Source organism: Clostridium isatidis (assembly GCF_002285495.1).
In the GTDB taxonomy this organism is placed as follows: Bacteria; Bacillota; Clostridia; order Clostridiales; family Clostridiaceae; genus Clostridium; species Clostridium isatidis.
The window spans coordinates 2,632,368-2,648,678 of record NZ_CP016786.1; the positions used below are offsets into that span (position 1 = coordinate 2,632,368).

The following is a 16,311-nucleotide window of genomic DNA, read 5'->3' on the forward strand; positions in this document are numbered from 1 at the left end:
CTTAACAGCACCCCTTTGGTCCGCAGCAGCCGCTCTTCTTTTGAGCTTTTGTGCTTATTTCCACCCCTAACCATTCTGAAAACTCTTCGTTTGTTGGGTAGCTTTTAGTTTTTACAATTTCACCATCTAAAAGTGTTACAGGAAGAATATCTGCTCCTTCCTTTTGTAGAATTTCACTTATAACTTTATTGGAGATAAAATCCTGAGGTTCACTTGACAAACCATGCCTTTTTATAATAATCCCTTTTTCTTTAAGCGAATTAATAACAGTTGCTACTCTTAACAGCTCTGGGTCAATAGATGGGCCACAAACTCCTGTCGAGCAACACATTGCTGGGTCAAAAATCTCAATATTTTTCATTACTAAATCCTCCTTAACAACATTGATTATCAGATTTTTTATTTTTGCTCTTTTTACAAATACAATCTTCTTTATCGTTTGTTATGCATGTAAAGAAAGCTATAACCTCATCCGTTTTTTCCTTGTTTAATGTATATCTCATCCAAGCCCCATCACGTACTGCATTTACAAGGCCGCTTTCAGATAAAATCTTCATATGATAACTAAGAGTGGATTGAGAAATACTGAATTCTTCTAATATATCGCATGCGCACATTTCTCCACACGATAGCATATCAATAATCTTTAACCGTGTTTCATCTGACATAGCCTTAATTGCAGGAACATAATCTGCATATGAATGCTTCATAAAATTACCTCCTTTATATTTATATGTATCAATGATATCGAATGTTCTCGATATGACAATAATATCAAGCATATCGATAGTTGTCAATATGATTTTGTAATTGTAATAAGTTAATTACAAAAACCGCCGACCAAGATGCCACTGCACCTCAATCGGCGGTCAAATTCGTTTTATTTTTCTATATCAATTTCTATACCAGATTTAAATTCAATAGTTAGTTTATCATCATAGACCGTTATTTTCTCTATAAGTCTCCTTACTAGTTGCTCATCATACTCCTCAAGGAGGATGGATTGTTCATTAATGAATTTTTCCATATCTTCTAGCCTTTGCTTGGAGCCCTTTTTGCCAGCTTCTTCTGCTAAAGCCTTATGCCTTTCTTCTCTGAGCCTATAAATCTCATCGGCAATGTCGTTATAATCCTCTTTGGAATTGGCCAGTCTCAAAAGATCTTTTTGTAATTCCTCTAGCTTTTTATCTATCTCGGAAACAATATTATTGTCCGTTTCACTTATCACTGTTTCTATGTTTTCCTTTAAGATAGTTAAAAAGTCATCCTTTTGCCCTATTAGTTTATTAATTGCCTCCACCGTAGCAAGGCCTATCATATCCTCCAGCACGGTTCGGGAATGACAAGTTAACCCTGTATTCTCAAGTCTACTGATGCATCTCCAAACAATCGATTTTTTACCTCGGTTATTCCAATGAACTCTACGGTATATTTCGCCACACTGTTTGAAACCGCGAATTTTCACGCGTTACCCCACGCCCGTTTCCGGGGCGAAAAGTGGTAGAGATTTAGACCCCCCTACCCCAGAAACTGTAGAAAATCTCAAAAGTTAAGTAATTCTTTATTTTTCGTGAGATTTTTTGCATCTATATAAAACCGTTAATCGGCATAGTTTTCAAATTTGAGTATTAACCCTTTTTTAGAAAAGAGGTGAGTGTTTTAATTTATCTGTCAGTCAAGCGAATGATCTGACAATTAGCTGTTATTCTATCTAACAGAGTCTGACAAAGATGTTTGTCTTCCACTGCATCTAACCATGCAGATATTTCACGATTGGTAATAAAAATGATACTTCTTGTTTCATTAAGAAAAGTAACTGCTCGATAAAAAGCCTGCAGCTCTGACCTAGTTGGTTCTAGATAAAATACATCATCAATAATGATCAAGTCGCACTCCCGCATATAGGAGAAGGCTGCTCCTGCTTTTGGGTTTATATCTTTGTTCTCTACAATAGATACAAAAGTATCAATGGATGCATAATAAGTTTTATGTCCCTTGTCGATCGCTGTTTCTCCAAGATGAATAGCAAGACTAGTTTTGCCTGTCCCGCATTTACCAAGTAGAATAGTAAGCGTCAAATTTTTAGTACCTTTAATAACTTCAAAAATAGCATTAAAATATCCTAAGTAAGGCAATTTATTAAGCTTTACAAGGATTAATTTATTTCCTATCTTTAATTTTCATGTTTTCAGGGATCTTATTAGACCAAGGCATAAGATTATCTAAGCTTTCGCTATCGGATACATCTATCTTTGATAGATTATCAAATAAATAAACCAAATACCTTTCTACAACTAATTTATTAGCCTTGGCAGTTTCAACAATGCTATAAATATTGCCACTTGCAGTTGCACCTTTAGCAGTGTTTGCAAAAAGGAAATTTTTACGACCTATAACGAAAGGTTTAATAGCTCTTTCCACTGCATTATTATCTATTTCTAAAGAACCATCTAGTAGTACATTTTTTAATCCTGGTAAATGTTTTTTAGCATAATCAAGTGCTTTACCAAGCGGACTTCTTGGAAGAGCATCTTTTATTTCTCTTTCAACATAATCAATAAAGTTATCTATAATTGGAGCTAATTTTTCAGCTCTTATTTTAAATCTAATATCATAATAATCGTCCTTACTTGAAAAGGATTCTCTAAGCTCTTTTTCAAGTTTGTAAATTTGCTCACAATAATTAAACCCTATTATTGCTCTAGAATTTTTTAGGGCTTCTTCATCTAAGTCTACAATTATATTATGGAAGTATCTTCTTATGTGAGCTAAGCAATACACCCTTGTAGCCTTTGTAACGGAGTTATAACCACTATAACCATCCGTTTGGAGAAAGCCTTTGAAATCTCCTAGGAAATTCTTAGGACAAGAGCTGGATCTGGTACTTTGATAATCATATAAAATTACCGGCTTTGAATTAGTATCGCTCATATATAACCACATATATTTTTGAGATTTAGAATCTTTTCCATTGTCATTAATTACTCTTAGAGTAGTTTCATCGGCATGAATATAATTTCTGCTTAGTAATTCTTTTTTCATGTGGTTATATATTGGTTTTAAAGCTTCCGCTGCTGACATAGTCCAGTTACATAGAGTTTGTCTTGAAAGAGTAGCACCCATCATATCAAAATAGCTTTCTTGTCTATAAAGAGGCATAGCATGTTGATATTTAAGTATAAGAGTATGAGCAATTAACTCATTAGAAGCCATACTATTATAAAAAATAGTTTGTGGAGCTTCTGCTGAAATTATATTACTTTCACTGGTTTCTTTTTCGCAGGATTTACAAGCGTAGCTGTAAATCACGTGTTCTTCAACTATAAGTTTAGCTGGAATATATTTAATTATCTCTTTTTTTGATTTTACACCTATTTCAACTAATTGCTCTCCGCATTCTTTACAGTTAAGGTCAGCACCTTCTAATTTATGTTCAATAACAACTCTTTCTAAGTTTGCTAGATTATCTTTCTTTCCTGTATATGTATTTTTCTTAGCTCTTTTATATGTAATTTCCTCTAAAGCAGGTTCTTCCACCTTTGAATCACTATATTTTTCGGCCTCGTTAAAAAAAGATAGTTGATTAGCATCTGCCTTTTCACTAGATACTCCAAATATCTTTCTATTTTTATTTGTTATAACAGCTTTTAAGAAATTTAATTCGTTTTTAAGCTTTCTTATTTCCTCATCTTTTGAGTTTAATTCTTTTTCCATTTTTTCAATTAATAATTTTGTATTTTCATCAAGTTCATTAGTTAAAATTTCGTGATTCATGATTACCTCTTTAGATTTATTTTATATATTTATTATATCACAAAAACCGTTGAAAATAAAGGTTTTTCAACGGTTTTGGAGTGATAAACTTTTAAAAATAATTACTTTGTTTTATAGGTTTAAACTTAGATTTTGTTCTTACTTCGTAGCCCTTTAGAAGCCACCGTAATTCTTCTATATTTACTTTCAATGCTTCTTCTGTGGTAGCAGGCCATTTGAAGCGATTCGCTTCTAAACGGTGATAATATAGCCAAAAACCTTCGTCAAAGTGAAGAATTTTTAATTTGTCCATTTGTCTATTACAAAAAACAAATAACGCTTTTTCAAAAGGATTTAGCTTGAATTGATTTTGAACTATCATAACTAACCCATCAATACTTTTCCTTAAATCCGTGTAGCCGCAGGCAAGATAAACTGTTTCTACTTTATCTATATTTAACATTTTGCAGCTAACTCCTTTACTATTGATGATATTAGAATAGCTTCACTAACAGGTATAGTTATTATAGCATTACCTATTGTAATTTTTACTTCATTCAAAGCAAATGTATTTTCTTTGATAGTCTTTTCTTTACTATCTAAAGAGATAGCATGAAAAACAGGTGTGTTATTCTCAACTTCTGATTTCTCTAATCTTTTTTTTATGATAATAAAATTGACTTTTAGTAAGTTTATTTTCTATACAAAAATCTTTAACAGTTATTGTCCCCTTACATGCATCAAATTTATTAATATATTCTTCCCAGGTTGCATTATCTAATTTTCTAGACATAATTATATCCTCCCATTAATAATCTTTTTCTTAATTTTATCAATTGGGAGGATATGCTATCTAGGTACTTAATTTTTTACGCTTACTATTTATCAATGTTTTGAATACCCCTATTTCTCTATCCTTGACATCAATACTACGCACTCAACATGGCTAGTGTGTGGAAACATATCTACAGGCTGAACTTCCTTAACTTCATAGCCCTTTTCTGTTAATATTTTTAAATCTCTAGCTAAAGTACTTGGATCACAGGAAACATAAACTATTCTTTCTGGTTTTGCTTCACCAATTGCATCTAATAATTTTATATCACAGCCCTTTCTCGGTGGATCTACTACTATTACTTCTGGTTTTATTCCCTCATTTATTAAGTTTGGAATTACTTCTTCAGATTTACCAACAAAGAACTCTGCATTATCCACAGAATTACTGTTAGCATTTTTTCTTGCATTGTGAATAGCTTCTTCTATTATTTCTACGCCATAAACTTTTTTTGCTTTTTGAGATAAAAATAATGTTATTGTACCTGTTCCACAGTAGGCATCAAATACTGTTTCTTCTCCAGTTAATCCTGCGTATTCTAAAGCCTTTCTATATAAAACTTCTGTTTGTTTAGGATTAACTTGAAAAAAGGATAATAGTGATATATTAAATTTAAATTCTCCAATGTAATCAGTTATTGTATCTTCTCCATATAAGCTAATACACTTTTGTCCTAATATTACATTAGTTTCTGCCTTGTTTATATTTAAAACTATACTCTTTAAGCCATCTATGTTTTCTTTTAAATTTTCTATTAACTCAGTAATATATGGAACTTTTTCATCTGTAGAAACTAAAACTACCATGACTTCATTCGTTTTAAACCCTCTACGAATCATAATATGTCTTATAAGTCCCTTTTTATTAAATATTCCATCTATGCTGGCAGGAGCTAGATTATATTTTTCCATCCATTCTCTAACTATCTTTGTAACTATATCTGCAACTTTATCTTGTATTAGACAGATATCTAAATCTATTATATTATGACTTCTAGGAGCATAAAAACCTATTGATAGTTTCCCTTTTACAATACCTACTGGAAGCTGAACTTTATTTCTATATCTTTCAGGACGAGCCATTCCAAGAGGGAACTTAACTAAGTTTTCATCTAAGCCTCCAATTTTAGATATACAATCTTTAACTCTTTCATGCTTATATTCCAATTGCTTATTATAATTCATATGTTGAACAGAACATCCGCCACATCTCTTATAATATTGGCATTTTGGCTCCACTCTATCTTCTGACACTTCTATAACTTCAATTAATTTTCCATAAGCAAAATTCTTTTTAACCTTTACTATCAATGCTCTTACTTTTTCTCCCTCGATAGCACCTTCTATAAATATTGGATATCCGTTTATTTTAGCTATACCTTCTCCTTCATATCCCGTTCCAACTATATCTAATATGTATTCTTTATTTTTTTCGACCAAGCTTATCACCTCAAACAGTTTTATATATAATATTATCATTTATAATAATAAAATACAAAAAAAAATGGCACCATGCGATGCCGTATTCAGAATTAGTTGCCATTTAATTCCTATTTTTTATTATAACTATTTTCTAAGATATTATACATTATACTTTAATTTATATAAATATAAATATTAATTTTTTGTAAACTTTCTTATTTTTTATATATTTTATATATATTTTTAACTATATTTATACTATATTTATACCAATATCTTTTTCATTTGAAAATCATTTTCATTAACTTCTTTTCTCGTTATATTACGCCTGAAATTTCTTCCATTTTTTAGAGTTAAATGAATTCCCTCTTTATTGTTTTAGCTCCTTATATTTGTTATAATTTTTTTATGTAATAGGAGGTATAATTGCAATGAAGAAAACTGAACATAGACCTACTGAAAGAGTTCTTGATATATTAGAATTATTATCTTCACATCCTGAGGGGCTAACCCTTACTGAAATTTCTGATAAGATTAAATCTCCTATAAGTACTATTTATCCTATAGTTCATACAATGTCTGAAAGAAAATTCTTATATTCAGATAAAAACACTTCAAGATATAGCATAGGTATATCCTCCTATGGTGTTGGTATTTCTTATGCTAATAACACAAATGTATTTAAGTTTATAAAGATGCAAATGCAGTACATTGTAAATCAAGCTAAGGAAATATGTCAATTAGGAGTTTTAGATAAAAATGAAGTTTTTTATATTGCAAAAGTAGAATCAGATGAACCTATTAGGCTTGTTTCTTCTATAGGAAAAAAATTTCCCGCATATTGTACAGCAATGGGTAAATCTTTATTATGTAATAAGGATTTAGCTGCATTAAAAGTGCTATATCCTGAAGGGCTAAAAGCATATACAGAAAATACAGTAACAAGTTTTGATGAATTATATAAACAAACTTCAAAAATAAAAGTTGATGGATTTGCCTCAGAATTTGGTGAACTTAACGATTATCAACATTGTGTAGCTGTTCCTTTATTTAATGACGAAAAGGTTATCGCAGCACTTAGTGTAAGCATTCCTGCTTTTAGAGCTAACTCTGAAAAAATTGAATTAACAAAAAAATTACTGTTAGAGGTACGTTCAGAAATAGAAAAATACTTTGCTGAGAATCATGTAAATACGGACATGTTGCTTTATGGTGATTATTAAAAAATAAACCTGGCTATAATGCATAGTCAGGTTTATTTTTTAATAATCATATTGTTTTTTATAACTTCTAATTTTCTACAAATATCTACCAAGTAACAAGAATATTTAAATATTAATTTTAAATTAAATTCAAAAAAATATTGTTATTTTTTTCACACCGATATATAATAGAAATGTGCAAGAAAAAAGTACATTATATAACATATTTTAGGGGGAATTTTAGATGAAAACAAAAAAACTTTTAGTTGCATTATCATTAGCACTAGCAACAACTGCATTTGTAGCTTGCGGACAAGCTGATAATAAAAATCAAGCTGAAGATACAACAAAAACAGAAGAAAAAGAAACAAACGATGTAGTAACTACTGCTTCAATAGTAAATGATAATGAAGCTTTTGAAAAAGCTATAAGCAAAGATGGAACTTGGATAATAGCAACATTAGGAGATTTAACTTTTGATAAAGAACTAGTTGTAGATGGCGATTTCAAAAATGGTAAAAAAGATGAAAAAACTGGAGAAGAAACTTTCCAACGTAAGATAGCTCTTTATACTCAAGATGAAAACAAGAAGGTAACTGCTAAGTTTACTTTAACAGCTCCAAAATTAACATTTAATAGTGTAAACGGAAGTCTTCAACATGGAACTTTCAAGGGAGATCTTTACATTGCAGGTAAAAACTTCTCTTTAGTAAATCAAACAATTGAAGGAAATGTTTACTTCTTAAATCAAGAAGCTATGGATACATTCAAAATCGCTGATAAAGATGGAGATACTCCTTCAAAAATAACTGGAGTTCAAGAATTAAAAGCTGAATAATTATAACACAGCGTTACAATACAGCAGATAGATTTAATCTATCTGCTGTTCTTTTTGACTTATATAAAATATATCAAGTATTCTCAATTTAATTATGTTAAAATATTATATGATTACTTGTTTTATGCAGAAGAAAGAAAGTGGTGACTTTTTATGCAATATAAATTTGAAATATCTAAAAAAGATTTTAGCGACTTTTCAAGCGGACGTGTTTTATATAATGGCCTAAATACAACAGCTTTTCCTGTTCGCTTAACAAGCGAGATTATTCAACGAGCCTTCCATATTCTTAAAGCTAAAGGAGCAAATGGACCATATAAAATATATGATCCTTGCTGTGGGGGAGGATTTATACTTACAACTATCGGCTTTTTATATAATAATTTAATTTCTGAAATAATAGCTACTGATTATGATATTAAGGTATTGGAAATTGCCAAAAAAAATCTTTCATTACTTTCAAAAGAAGGGCTAAATAAAAGAAGTAAAGAAATTCAAGGATATATTGAAGCCTTTGGAAAGGATTCTCACTTGCAAGCATTAGAAAGTATAGCTAATTTAGAAAGCTTAATAAAAAAAGAGGATATTAAAATTAAATGTATGCAAAGAGATATTACTGATATGAAAGCTTTTCCTATTGAAAAAGTTAATATTATTATTACTGATATTCCTTATGGAAATATCGTTGATTGGAATACTAATAGTGAAAATCCTATTCAGAAGCTATTTGAAAATAGCTATAAAGCTCTTGATAAAAATCACTCTCTCATGGTAGTAATAGCTGATAAGAAAACAAAGCTTGAACATAAATTATTTAAGCGAATAGAATATTTTAAACTTGGTAAAAGACAAATTGCTTTTTTCGAACCAATTTATAATTGTGATTAACAAATATTATATTAAATAAAAAAATAGAGCTTTGATAATTAATAATATCAAGCTCTATTTTTATTTGATAACTAAACTACTTCTATTCCTACTACTTTATAGCCGTAATCATCAATTATAGCTTTTATGTCTTCATCAGAAACATTACTATTTGTTAAATCAACAGTAGCTGACTTTGTATCTAAACTTACATCTAAAACTTCTGCCTTTATTTCTTCTAAAGCTTCTCTAACATGTGCAACACAATGTCCACAGCTCATTCCTTCAATTAATATCTTCTTTTTCATAATAAATTCCTCCTAATTAACATTTTTATATTTTTTACATGTTTTTTAATTAATAGCATTTAAAAAGTATTTCGCAATCTTTTACTTAAGCTTTCGGCTTAAATCTCTTTAATCTTAATGCATTAGTTACTACTGATACTGAGCTTAAACTCATAGCTGCTCCTGCTATCATAGGATTTAATAGTGGTCCTCCAAATATATGAAGTAATCCCATTGCAACTGGTATTCCAATAGTATTATATCCAAAAGCCCAGAATAAATTTTGTTTTATATTTCTTATAGTACTTTTACTTAACTCTACAGCTGTTGGCACATCCATTAAATCACTTCTCATAAGAACTATATCTGCGGATTCCATAGCAACGTCTGTTCCAGAACCTATTGCTATCCCTATATCTGCTTGGGCTAATGCCGGAGCATCATTAATACCATCACCAACCATAGCAACCTTCTCGCCTTCAACTTGTAGTTTTTTAACCTCATTAGCCTTATCTTCTGGTAAAACTTCTGCAAGAATTCTATCTATTCCAACCTGCTTAGCTATTGCTTCTGCTGTTTTCTTATTATCTCCAGTAATCATTGCAACTTCAATTCCCATAGCATGAAGTCTTTCTATTGCCCTTTTACTATTTTCCTTAACTGTATCAGCTACGGCAATAATTCCTGCTATTTTATTATCTATAGATATATACATTGGTGTCTTACCTTCTTCAGCTAATCTATTAGAAACTTCTTCTAAATTTTCTAAGGAAATTTTATTTTCATTCATTAATTTTCTATTTCCTATAAATATAGACTTTTCATCTATATTAACTTCTATACCAAGACCAGGAATTGCTTTAAAGAAGTTAACCTTCCTAAACTCTAGTCCTTTTTCCTCTGCAGCCTTTACAATAGCTTCTGCCAAAGGATGTTCTGAACCCTTTTCTGCTGAGGCTGCTAATTGTAATAAGTCATTTTCATGTAAGCCATTAGAAACAATTATATCTGTTACTTTTGGTTTTCCTTCTGTAATAGTGCCTGTTTTATCGAATACAATAGTTTGAATTTTATGAGCAGTCTCTAATGCCTCTCCACTCTTTATTAACACTCCATATTCTGCCCCCTTACCTGTACCAACCATAATCGCTGTTGGAGTAGCAAGGCCTAAAGCACATGGACAAGCTATTACTAAGACTGCTATAAATATTGTTAAAGAAAATACTCCTGATTCCTTGCCTATAAAATACCATCCTAATCCAGAAATAACTGCTAATACAATTACTATTGGAACAAAATATCCTGAAATAATATCGGCTAATTTTGCAATTGGTGCTTTTGAACCTTGAGCCTCTTCTACTAATTTAATTATTTGGGAAAGGGCTGTATCTTTTCCTACCTTAGTAGCTCTGTATTTAATAGTACCATTTTTATTTATACTTGCACCTATTATTTTATCTCCAACGTTCTTTTCTACAGGAATACTTTCTCCTGTTAACATTGATTCATCTACAGAAGTAATTCCCTCAACAACTTCTCCATCAACTGGCATCTTTTCACCAGGTTTAACTACTATTATATCTCCTACTTCTACTTCATCAATAGAAATTTCTTCTTCCTTTCCATTCCTTATAACTAAAGCTGTCTTAGGAGCAAGGCCCATTAATTTCTTAATAGCTTCAGAACTTTTTCCTTTAGAAACTGCCTCTAAATATTTACCTAGAGTTATTAAAGTAATAATAGTTGCTGCTGATTCAAAGTATAAATCCATTGCATATTCATGATGTCCTGTGAAAATCTTATAAGTTGCAAATATTCCATAAAGCACTGCAGCTGATGTTCCTATTGCAATAAGAGAATCCATATTAGGACTTCCTTTAAATAAGGTTTTAAATCCAATCTTATAATATTTATTTCCTGCAATTACTACTGGTATAGTTAAAATTAACTGAACAAATGCAAAGGCTTCAGGATTCATATGGGGATCTAAGAACATTGGAAGAGGTGCCCCTAACATATGTCCCATTGATATATAAAGTAATGGAACTGTAAATATAGCAGCTGCTATAAACTTTTTCCATAAAACACTAATTTCTTTTTCTTTTTTCTCCTTATCTGTATCTACTGAAACAACTTCTTCAACCGCCTTATATCCTGCTTTTTCGATGGCCTTTTTTATTTCTGAAAGTCTTAACTTATCTGCTTCATAACTTATTGTTAATTTTTCTGTTGCTAAATTCACATTTGATTCCACTACACCATCTAGTTTCCTTGTTACTCTTTCTACTGCTTTTGCACAAGCTGCACAAGTCATTCCTTCTATCTTAATTGTCTTGCTAACAGTATTATCAATAGCTTTATATCCTGCTTTCTCAATAGCATTCTTAATATCTTGAAGCTTAAGCTTTTCCTCATCAAAATCTATATTTAACTTTTCTGTAGCAAGATTAACATTTGATTCTATTACTCCATCTAGCTTTCTTGTTACTCTCTCTACTGCTTTTGCACAAGCTGCACAGGTCATTCCTTCTATCTTTAATGACTTTTTTGCCATTTACATACCTCCTTAGATAATGCCTATTTCCCAATTACCTTTGATAAAAGATTCATAATTTCCTCTATCTTTTCTGGTCCTTTATTATTTTCAACGGCTTCTATAACACAATGATTCATATGCTGTTTTAAAATAAGCAGATTTGCCTTCTTTAAAAGAGATTGGGCAGCAATAATTTGATTAGATACATCTACACAATATCTTTCATCCTCAATCATCTTAATAGCTGCTTCTACTTGCCCCTTAGCTATTTTTAATGTTTTTAAAGCCTGTTTTTTCTCATTATTCATAGCATTACTCCTTTCACCCTATCCCCCCGGTAGGGGTATATTTATATAGTATTCTTATCTTTATATTTTGTCAATGCCCTTTAAATTATTTTTTGTATTTAAAATGCATATTAATAAAATATACCCTATAGATTAGATATATAAAGATCTATTCTATAGGGTATAGGTTTATATATAAATTATGAATGGGGTTCTATTTATTATTTGTCCATTTTTCAAATTCCTCATCAGTAGCTAATACATAATGAGAACCACTTACATGCTTATTTAAGCCTTTTGAATAGTCTATTCCACTTGTTTCGTAATCATAAGTTTCAGATATTCTTGTTTTTTCAACTGCTGGATTAGGATGAGGAATAGCAGATAACAATGATTTAGTATATGGATGAATAGGATTTGAGAAAATTTCCTCAGTAGTTCCTGTTTCAAGTAAATATCCTAAATGTAATACTCCTATTCTATTTGAAATATATTTAACCATTGACAAATCGTGTGCAATAAATAAAAATGCAGTGTTAGTCTCTTTTTGAATATCCTTCATTAAGTTTACAACTTGAGCTTGAATAGATACATCTAAGGCACTTATTGCTTCATCCGCTATAATTAGTTTAGGATTCATTACAAGAGCTCTTGCTATTCCTATACGTTGTCTTTGACCACCTGAAAATTGATGTGGAAATCTATTTGCATGTTCTTTTGATAGACCAACCTTCTCTAGTATTTTATATACTTTTTCTTCACGTTCTTCCTTACTATTATATAAGCGGTGAATATCTAATCCTTGTGCAACAATGTCTAATACTTTTCTACGAGGATTTAAACATGCCATAGGATCTTGAAAAATCATTTGCATATTAGTTCTTAAATGTTTATCTTGTTCCTTAGTTAACTTACCAGATATATCTATCCCATCAAATTTTATTTCTCCATCAGTAGGATCATATAGACGAATAATTGAACGTCCTATTGTAGACTTCCCACTTCCTGATTCACCAACTAAACCATAAGTCTCTCCTGGATAAATTTCGAAGGAAACACCATTTACAGCCTTCACTGTAAACTTTCTGCTTACCTTAAAATGTTGCTTTAAATTTTTCACTTCTAATAAAGGTTGCTTATTATGCATTTAAATACGCCTCCTTCTTCATTCTCTCTATTCTATCACGTAGCTCCTTAGGCATTTCAACTTTTGGCGCCTTTTCATGTAATAGCCATGTTGCAGCATAATGAGTATCTGTAATTTTGAACATAGGAGGCTCTAATCTGAAATCAATATTTAAGGCATATTTATTTCTTGAAGCAAAAGCATCTCCTTCTACCTTGTTTAGTAGATTTGCTGGGGTTCCTGGTATTGTATAAAGTCTATCATCATTAGTATTAATATCAGGCATTGCAGATAATAAGCCCCAAGTATATGGGTGTCTAGGATCATAGAATATCTCATCTACTTTTCCCTTTTCAATTATCTTTCCTGCATACATTACTGCTACATAATCTGCAACCTTTGCTACAACCCCAAGATCATGAGTAATATATATAACTGAAATATTTAATTTCTTTTGAATATCTTTTATTAGCTCTAGAATCTTTGCTTGTATAGTTACATCCAAAGCAGTTGTTGGCTCATCACAAATTAATAAGTCAGGATTACAAGCAAGAGCAATAGCTATAACAACTCTTTGTCTCATTCCACCTGAAAGTTGATGAGGATAGCTTTTCATTCTCTTTTCCGGATTTGTAATACCAACAAGATCTAATAGTTCAATGGCTCTCTTTCGCGCTTCTTCTTTAGGTGTCTTATAATGCCATATCATACCTTCCATTATTTGAGCACCTATTGTCATTGTTGGGTTTAAAGATGTCATAGGATCTTGGAAAATCATTGCTATTCTCTTTCCATTAATCCTCTGTCTCATTTCCTTCTTTGAAAGCTTTAAAATATCAACTTGAACTTTTTCATTATCTCTATAATAGGTAAAATCAATACTTCCGGAATTAACCTTCCCATTATTACTTAATATTCCCATTGCAGCCTTCATGGTAACTGATTTCCCACTACCACTTTCACCTACTATTGCAAGGGTCTCTCCTCTATATAAATCTAAATTAACTCCCCTAATTGCATTCATCATACCTGCTGATGTCTCGAAGGATATAGATAAATCTTTTATTGATAATATTTTTTCTTTTTCCATCTATCCAAGCCTCCTATCTTTCTTTCATCTTTGGATCAAACGCATCACGTATACCATCAGCTAGTATATTGAAGCTTAACATTAATATTGCAAGTACTATTACTGGCGGCAATATCATATATGGATGGGTTGTAAATGACTTAAAGGCATCACTTATTAATGAACCTAATGAAGCCATAGGAGCTGGAACTCCTAATCCAATAAATGCTAGGAAAGCTTCTGTAAATATAGCATTTGGTATTGAGAACATTGTATTAGTAATTATAGGTCCTAGTATATTAGGAAGAATTTCTTTAAAAATGATAAAGAAATCTTTTGCTCCTAATGTTCTAGAAGCCAAAACAAATTCTTGTTCCTTCAATTTAAGCATTTGAGCTCTAGCAATACGATTCATTCCTATCCATCCAGTAATCATAAGCGAAAAGGTAATTGTAATAAGTCCAGGCTTTAATACAATAATTAATAAAGTTACAATTACTAAGTTTGGAATACCATTTAATATTTCAGCAAAACGTTGCATTGCATTATCAACTGCTCCGCCAAAATATCCTGAAATAAGACCATAGCTTAAACCAAATATTATATCAATTAAAACTGCAACTACAGCAATATAAAGAGAAATTCTTGTTCCCATCCAAGTTCTTGTAAATATATCTCTTCCTAAAATATCTGTACCAAACCAATAATATACATCTTCTAATCCTGTTTTGCTTCCATCATTAGATACATATCTATTAACTTCAACCTCTCCTGAAGATGTATTCATAGTTTCACTACCATCAAATATTCCTAGCTTTTCTATTCCTGGAACTCTTGGTGCAAGATTTTGATGGGCAATAATTTGAGAATCATAACTATGCTCATTCATTCCAACACCAAATATTGCAAGTAAGGTAATTATTATAATAGATATTAACGCTATCATTGCCCCCTTATTTCTCTTTAAACGGGTTAGAACATCTTGCCAATAAGATTGACTAACATAAACCTTATCAACAGTACCAACATTTTCAGCACCAACTAGTTCAAAATCATCTTCTAAAAATTCTATTTTCTCATTAAATGTTGTATTACTCATGTTCATCCCCCTTTGCTAGTCTTATTCTAGGATCAATAACTCCATATAATATATCAACTAATAACATTATGCCTATATACATTGCACTATATATAAATGCTATTGCTACTATTACGTTATAATCATTTGATTGAATTGCAGTTACTAAAAGACTTCCTATTCCAGGAATTGAGAATATCTTTTCAATAACCAAACTTCCTGTCATTAAACCTACAATTAATGGTGCTAGCACTGTAATAATTGGAATTAAAGCATTTCTTAATGCATGTCTTGTTATTAATCTAATTCCATTTATTCCTTTACTTTCTGCAAGCTGCATATAATCCGAATCTAATACTTCTAACATTTCTGTTCTTGTAAAACGAGCAATTGTTGCTATTGTAAACATACATAAAGCTATTGTTGGAAGTACCGAGGATTTAAATGGTGCACCGCCATCATATAAAAGAGGAAATAAATTAACTTTAAATCCCAATGAATAAGATAGCCCTAATGCAAAAACGTATGAAGGTAAACTAACACCTAATACCGAAATTACAGTAGTCATTGTATCCCATATTGTATTATGCTTTAAAGCTGCTACTACACCTAAAACCAATCCTATTATTGTTCCTAAAAAAACAGCTTGTCCTCCAACTCTTACTGATATTGGTAGACGTGTTGCTAATAATGAAGATATAGGTGTATTTTTTGAAATTGTATATGAAACTCCAAAGTCCCCAGTAAGCATGTTCTTAACATAATTAAAAAATCTCACAAATACTGGTTTATCTAGTCCATATTTTTGATTTAATAAAGCAAGTTGTTCTGCTGTTAATTTTTCATCATTAAATGGAGAGCCTGGCATATACTCAAGCATTAAAAATAGTATTAATAAAATAAGTAACAGTGTTGTAATAGAAATTACTATTCTCTTTAGCAGATATTTTTTCATCTGCAATTCCTCCTTTAAAAAATTACAGTGGCAAACTATTACCACTGTAATATTTAA

The 16,311-nt window shown here is 30.9% G+C and carries 18 protein-coding genes; 3 read left to right on the forward strand and 15 right to left on the reverse strand.

Features of this window, described 5'->3' with window-relative positions:
* Window position 1: 1 nt before the first annotated feature.
* The 8 genes from arsD to rlmD all read right to left on the reverse strand — a co-directional run bounded on the left by arsD (window position 2) and on the right by rlmD (window position 6,027).
* Entirely contained in the window at window positions 2–361 is a 360-nt protein-coding gene (gene arsD / locus BEN51_RS12490; RefSeq protein ID WP_119866351.1) for an arsenite efflux transporter metallochaperone ArsD, read from the reverse strand.
* Between the two features lie 13 nt (window positions 362–374).
* Window positions 375–710: an ArsR/SmtB family transcription factor gene (locus BEN51_RS12495; protein ID WP_015009204.1), complete on the reverse strand. Its 336-nt coding sequence runs from the start codon at window positions 708–710 to the stop codon at window positions 375–377.
* A gap of 170 nt (window positions 711–880) precedes the next feature.
* Entirely contained in the window at window positions 881–1,465 is a 585-nt protein-coding gene (locus BEN51_RS12500) for a recombinase zinc ribbon domain-containing protein (RefSeq protein ID WP_335621839.1), read from the reverse strand.
* 199 nt (window positions 1,466–1,664) lie between these two features.
* On the reverse strand, window positions 1,665–2,135 hold the full coding sequence (locus BEN51_RS12505; protein ID WP_236906223.1) for an ATP-binding protein: 471 nt from the start codon (window positions 2,133–2,135) through the stop codon (window positions 1,665–1,667).
* Window positions 2,136–2,160: 25 nt separating this feature from the next.
* Window positions 2,161–3,774: an IS66 family transposase gene (tnpC, locus tag BEN51_RS12510; RefSeq protein ID WP_119866352.1), complete on the reverse strand. Its 1,614-nt coding sequence runs from the start codon at window positions 3,772–3,774 to the stop codon at window positions 2,161–2,163.
* Window positions 3,775–3,865: 91 nt separating this feature from the next.
* Complete coding sequence (gene tnpB, locus BEN51_RS12515; protein WP_119865499.1) at window positions 3,866–4,216, reverse strand: IS66 family insertion sequence element accessory protein TnpB; 351 nt, start codon at window positions 4,214–4,216, stop codon at window positions 3,866–3,868.
* A gap of 171 nt (window positions 4,217–4,387) precedes the next feature.
* A complete protein-coding gene (tnpA, locus tag BEN51_RS13875; protein ID WP_164704121.1) occupies window positions 4,388–4,546 on the reverse strand; it encodes an IS66 family insertion sequence element accessory protein TnpA in 159 nt (52 codons plus the stop codon).
* A 110-nt stretch (window positions 4,547–4,656) separates the two neighbouring features.
* On the reverse strand, window positions 4,657–6,027 hold the full coding sequence (rlmD, locus tag BEN51_RS12520; protein ID WP_119866353.1) for a 23S rRNA (uracil(1939)-C(5))-methyltransferase RlmD: 1,371 nt from the start codon (window positions 6,025–6,027) through the stop codon (window positions 4,657–4,659).
* Between the two features lie 413 nt (window positions 6,028–6,440).
* On the opposite strand from rlmD, the gene BEN51_RS12525 reads away from it, so the two are divergent.
* The 3 genes from BEN51_RS12525 (at window position 6,441) to BEN51_RS12535 (ending at window position 8,937) form a co-directional block, all read left to right on the forward strand.
* Window positions 6,441–7,232 carry an IclR family transcriptional regulator gene (locus tag BEN51_RS12525; protein ID WP_119866354.1) on the forward strand — a complete coding sequence of 264 codons (792 nt, stop codon included), beginning with the start codon at window positions 6,441–6,443 and terminating at the stop codon, window positions 7,230–7,232.
* Window positions 7,233–7,455: 223 nt separating this feature from the next.
* Entirely contained in the window at window positions 7,456–8,049 is a 594-nt protein-coding gene (locus BEN51_RS12530; RefSeq protein ID WP_119866355.1) for a hypothetical protein, read from the forward strand.
* A 153-nt stretch (window positions 8,050–8,202) separates the two neighbouring features.
* On the forward strand, window positions 8,203–8,937 hold the full coding sequence (locus BEN51_RS12535; RefSeq protein ID WP_119866356.1) for a hypothetical protein: 735 nt from the start codon (window positions 8,203–8,205) through the stop codon (window positions 8,935–8,937).
* A gap of 71 nt (window positions 8,938–9,008) precedes the next feature.
* Here BEN51_RS12535 and BEN51_RS12540 read toward each other — a convergent pair whose 3' ends face one another.
* The 7 genes from BEN51_RS12540 to BEN51_RS12570 form a co-directional block, all read right to left on the reverse strand.
* Window positions 9,009–9,224, reverse strand: a complete 216-nt coding sequence (locus tag BEN51_RS12540) for a heavy-metal-associated domain-containing protein (protein WP_119866357.1) — start codon at window positions 9,222–9,224, stop codon at window positions 9,009–9,011.
* An 85-nt stretch (window positions 9,225–9,309) separates the two neighbouring features.
* A complete protein-coding gene (locus tag BEN51_RS12545) occupies window positions 9,310–11,757 on the reverse strand; it encodes a heavy metal translocating P-type ATPase (RefSeq protein WP_119866358.1) in 2,448 nt (815 codons plus the stop codon).
* A gap of 23 nt (window positions 11,758–11,780) precedes the next feature.
* A complete protein-coding gene (locus BEN51_RS12550; RefSeq protein ID WP_119866359.1) occupies window positions 11,781–12,047 on the reverse strand; it encodes a metal-sensing transcriptional repressor in 267 nt (88 codons plus the stop codon).
* 193 nt (window positions 12,048–12,240) lie between these two features.
* Window positions 12,241–13,173: an ABC transporter ATP-binding protein gene (locus BEN51_RS12555; RefSeq protein ID WP_119866360.1), complete on the reverse strand. Its 933-nt coding sequence runs from the start codon at window positions 13,171–13,173 to the stop codon at window positions 12,241–12,243.
* Window positions 13,166–14,242, reverse strand: coding sequence for an ABC transporter ATP-binding protein (locus BEN51_RS12560; RefSeq protein WP_119866361.1), 1,077 nt, complete (start codon window positions 14,240–14,242; stop codon window positions 13,166–13,168). The genes BEN51_RS12555 and BEN51_RS12560 overlap by 8 nt, the downstream gene beginning before the upstream one ends.
* Window positions 14,243–14,255: 13 nt before the next feature.
* The gene (locus BEN51_RS12565; protein WP_164704122.1) at window positions 14,256–15,320 is read right to left on the reverse strand and encodes an ABC transporter permease; all 1,065 of its coding nucleotides are present in this window, start codon (window positions 15,318–15,320) and stop codon (window positions 14,256–14,258) included.
* Window positions 15,313–16,254 (reverse strand): ABC transporter permease, encoded by a 942-nt coding sequence (locus BEN51_RS12570; protein ID WP_119866363.1) that lies wholly within the window; start codon window positions 16,252–16,254, stop codon window positions 15,313–15,315. The genes BEN51_RS12565 and BEN51_RS12570 overlap by 8 nt, the downstream gene beginning before the upstream one ends.
* Window positions 16,255–16,311: the final 57 nt, after the last annotated feature.

What these genes read in the sequence shown, in the direction of transcription:
- arsD (WP_119866351.1), bottom strand. Translation starts at nt 361, where the DNA reads ATGAAAAATATTGAGATTTTTGACCCAGCAATGTGTTGCTCGACAGGA.
- BEN51_RS12495 (WP_015009204.1), bottom strand. Translation starts at nt 710, where the DNA reads ATGAAGCATTCATATGCAGATTATGTTCCTGCAATTAAGGCTATGTCA.
- tnpC (WP_119866352.1), bottom strand. Translation starts at nt 3,774, where the DNA reads ATGAATCACGAAATTTTAACTAATGAACTTGATGAAAATACAAAATTA.
- tnpB (WP_119865499.1), bottom strand. Translation starts at nt 4,216, where the DNA reads ATGTTAAATATAGATAAAGTAGAAACAGTTTATCTTGCCTGCGGCTAC.
- tnpA (WP_164704121.1), bottom strand. Translation starts at nt 4,546, where the DNA reads ATGTCTAGAAAATTAGATAATGCAACCTGGGAAGAATATATTAATAAA.
- BEN51_RS12525 (WP_119866354.1), top strand. Translation starts at nt 6,441, where the DNA reads ATGAAGAAAACTGAACATAGACCTACTGAAAGAGTTCTTGATATATTA.
- BEN51_RS12530 (WP_119866355.1), top strand. Translation starts at nt 7,456, where the DNA reads ATGAAAACAAAAAAACTTTTAGTTGCATTATCATTAGCACTAGCAACA.
- BEN51_RS12535 (WP_119866356.1), top strand. Translation starts at nt 8,203, where the DNA reads ATGCAATATAAATTTGAAATATCTAAAAAAGATTTTAGCGACTTTTCA.
- BEN51_RS12540 (WP_119866357.1), bottom strand. Translation starts at nt 9,224, where the DNA reads ATGAAAAAGAAGATATTAATTGAAGGAATGAGCTGTGGACATTGTGTT.
- BEN51_RS12545 (WP_119866358.1), bottom strand. Translation starts at nt 11,757, where the DNA reads ATGGCAAAAAAGTCATTAAAGATAGAAGGAATGACCTGTGCAGCTTGT.
- BEN51_RS12550 (WP_119866359.1), bottom strand. Translation starts at nt 12,047, where the DNA reads ATGAATAATGAGAAAAAACAGGCTTTAAAAACATTAAAAATAGCTAAG.
- BEN51_RS12555 (WP_119866360.1), bottom strand. Translation starts at nt 13,173, where the DNA reads ATGCATAATAAGCAACCTTTATTAGAAGTGAAAAATTTAAAGCAACAT.
- BEN51_RS12560 (WP_119866361.1), bottom strand. Translation starts at nt 14,242, where the DNA reads ATGGAAAAAGAAAAAATATTATCAATAAAAGATTTATCTATATCCTTC.
- BEN51_RS12565 (WP_164704122.1), bottom strand. Translation starts at nt 15,320, where the DNA reads ATGAGTAATACAACATTTAATGAGAAAATAGAATTTTTAGAAGATGAT.
- BEN51_RS12570 (WP_119866363.1), bottom strand. Translation starts at nt 16,254, where the DNA reads ATGAAAAAATATCTGCTAAAGAGAATAGTAATTTCTATTACAACACTG.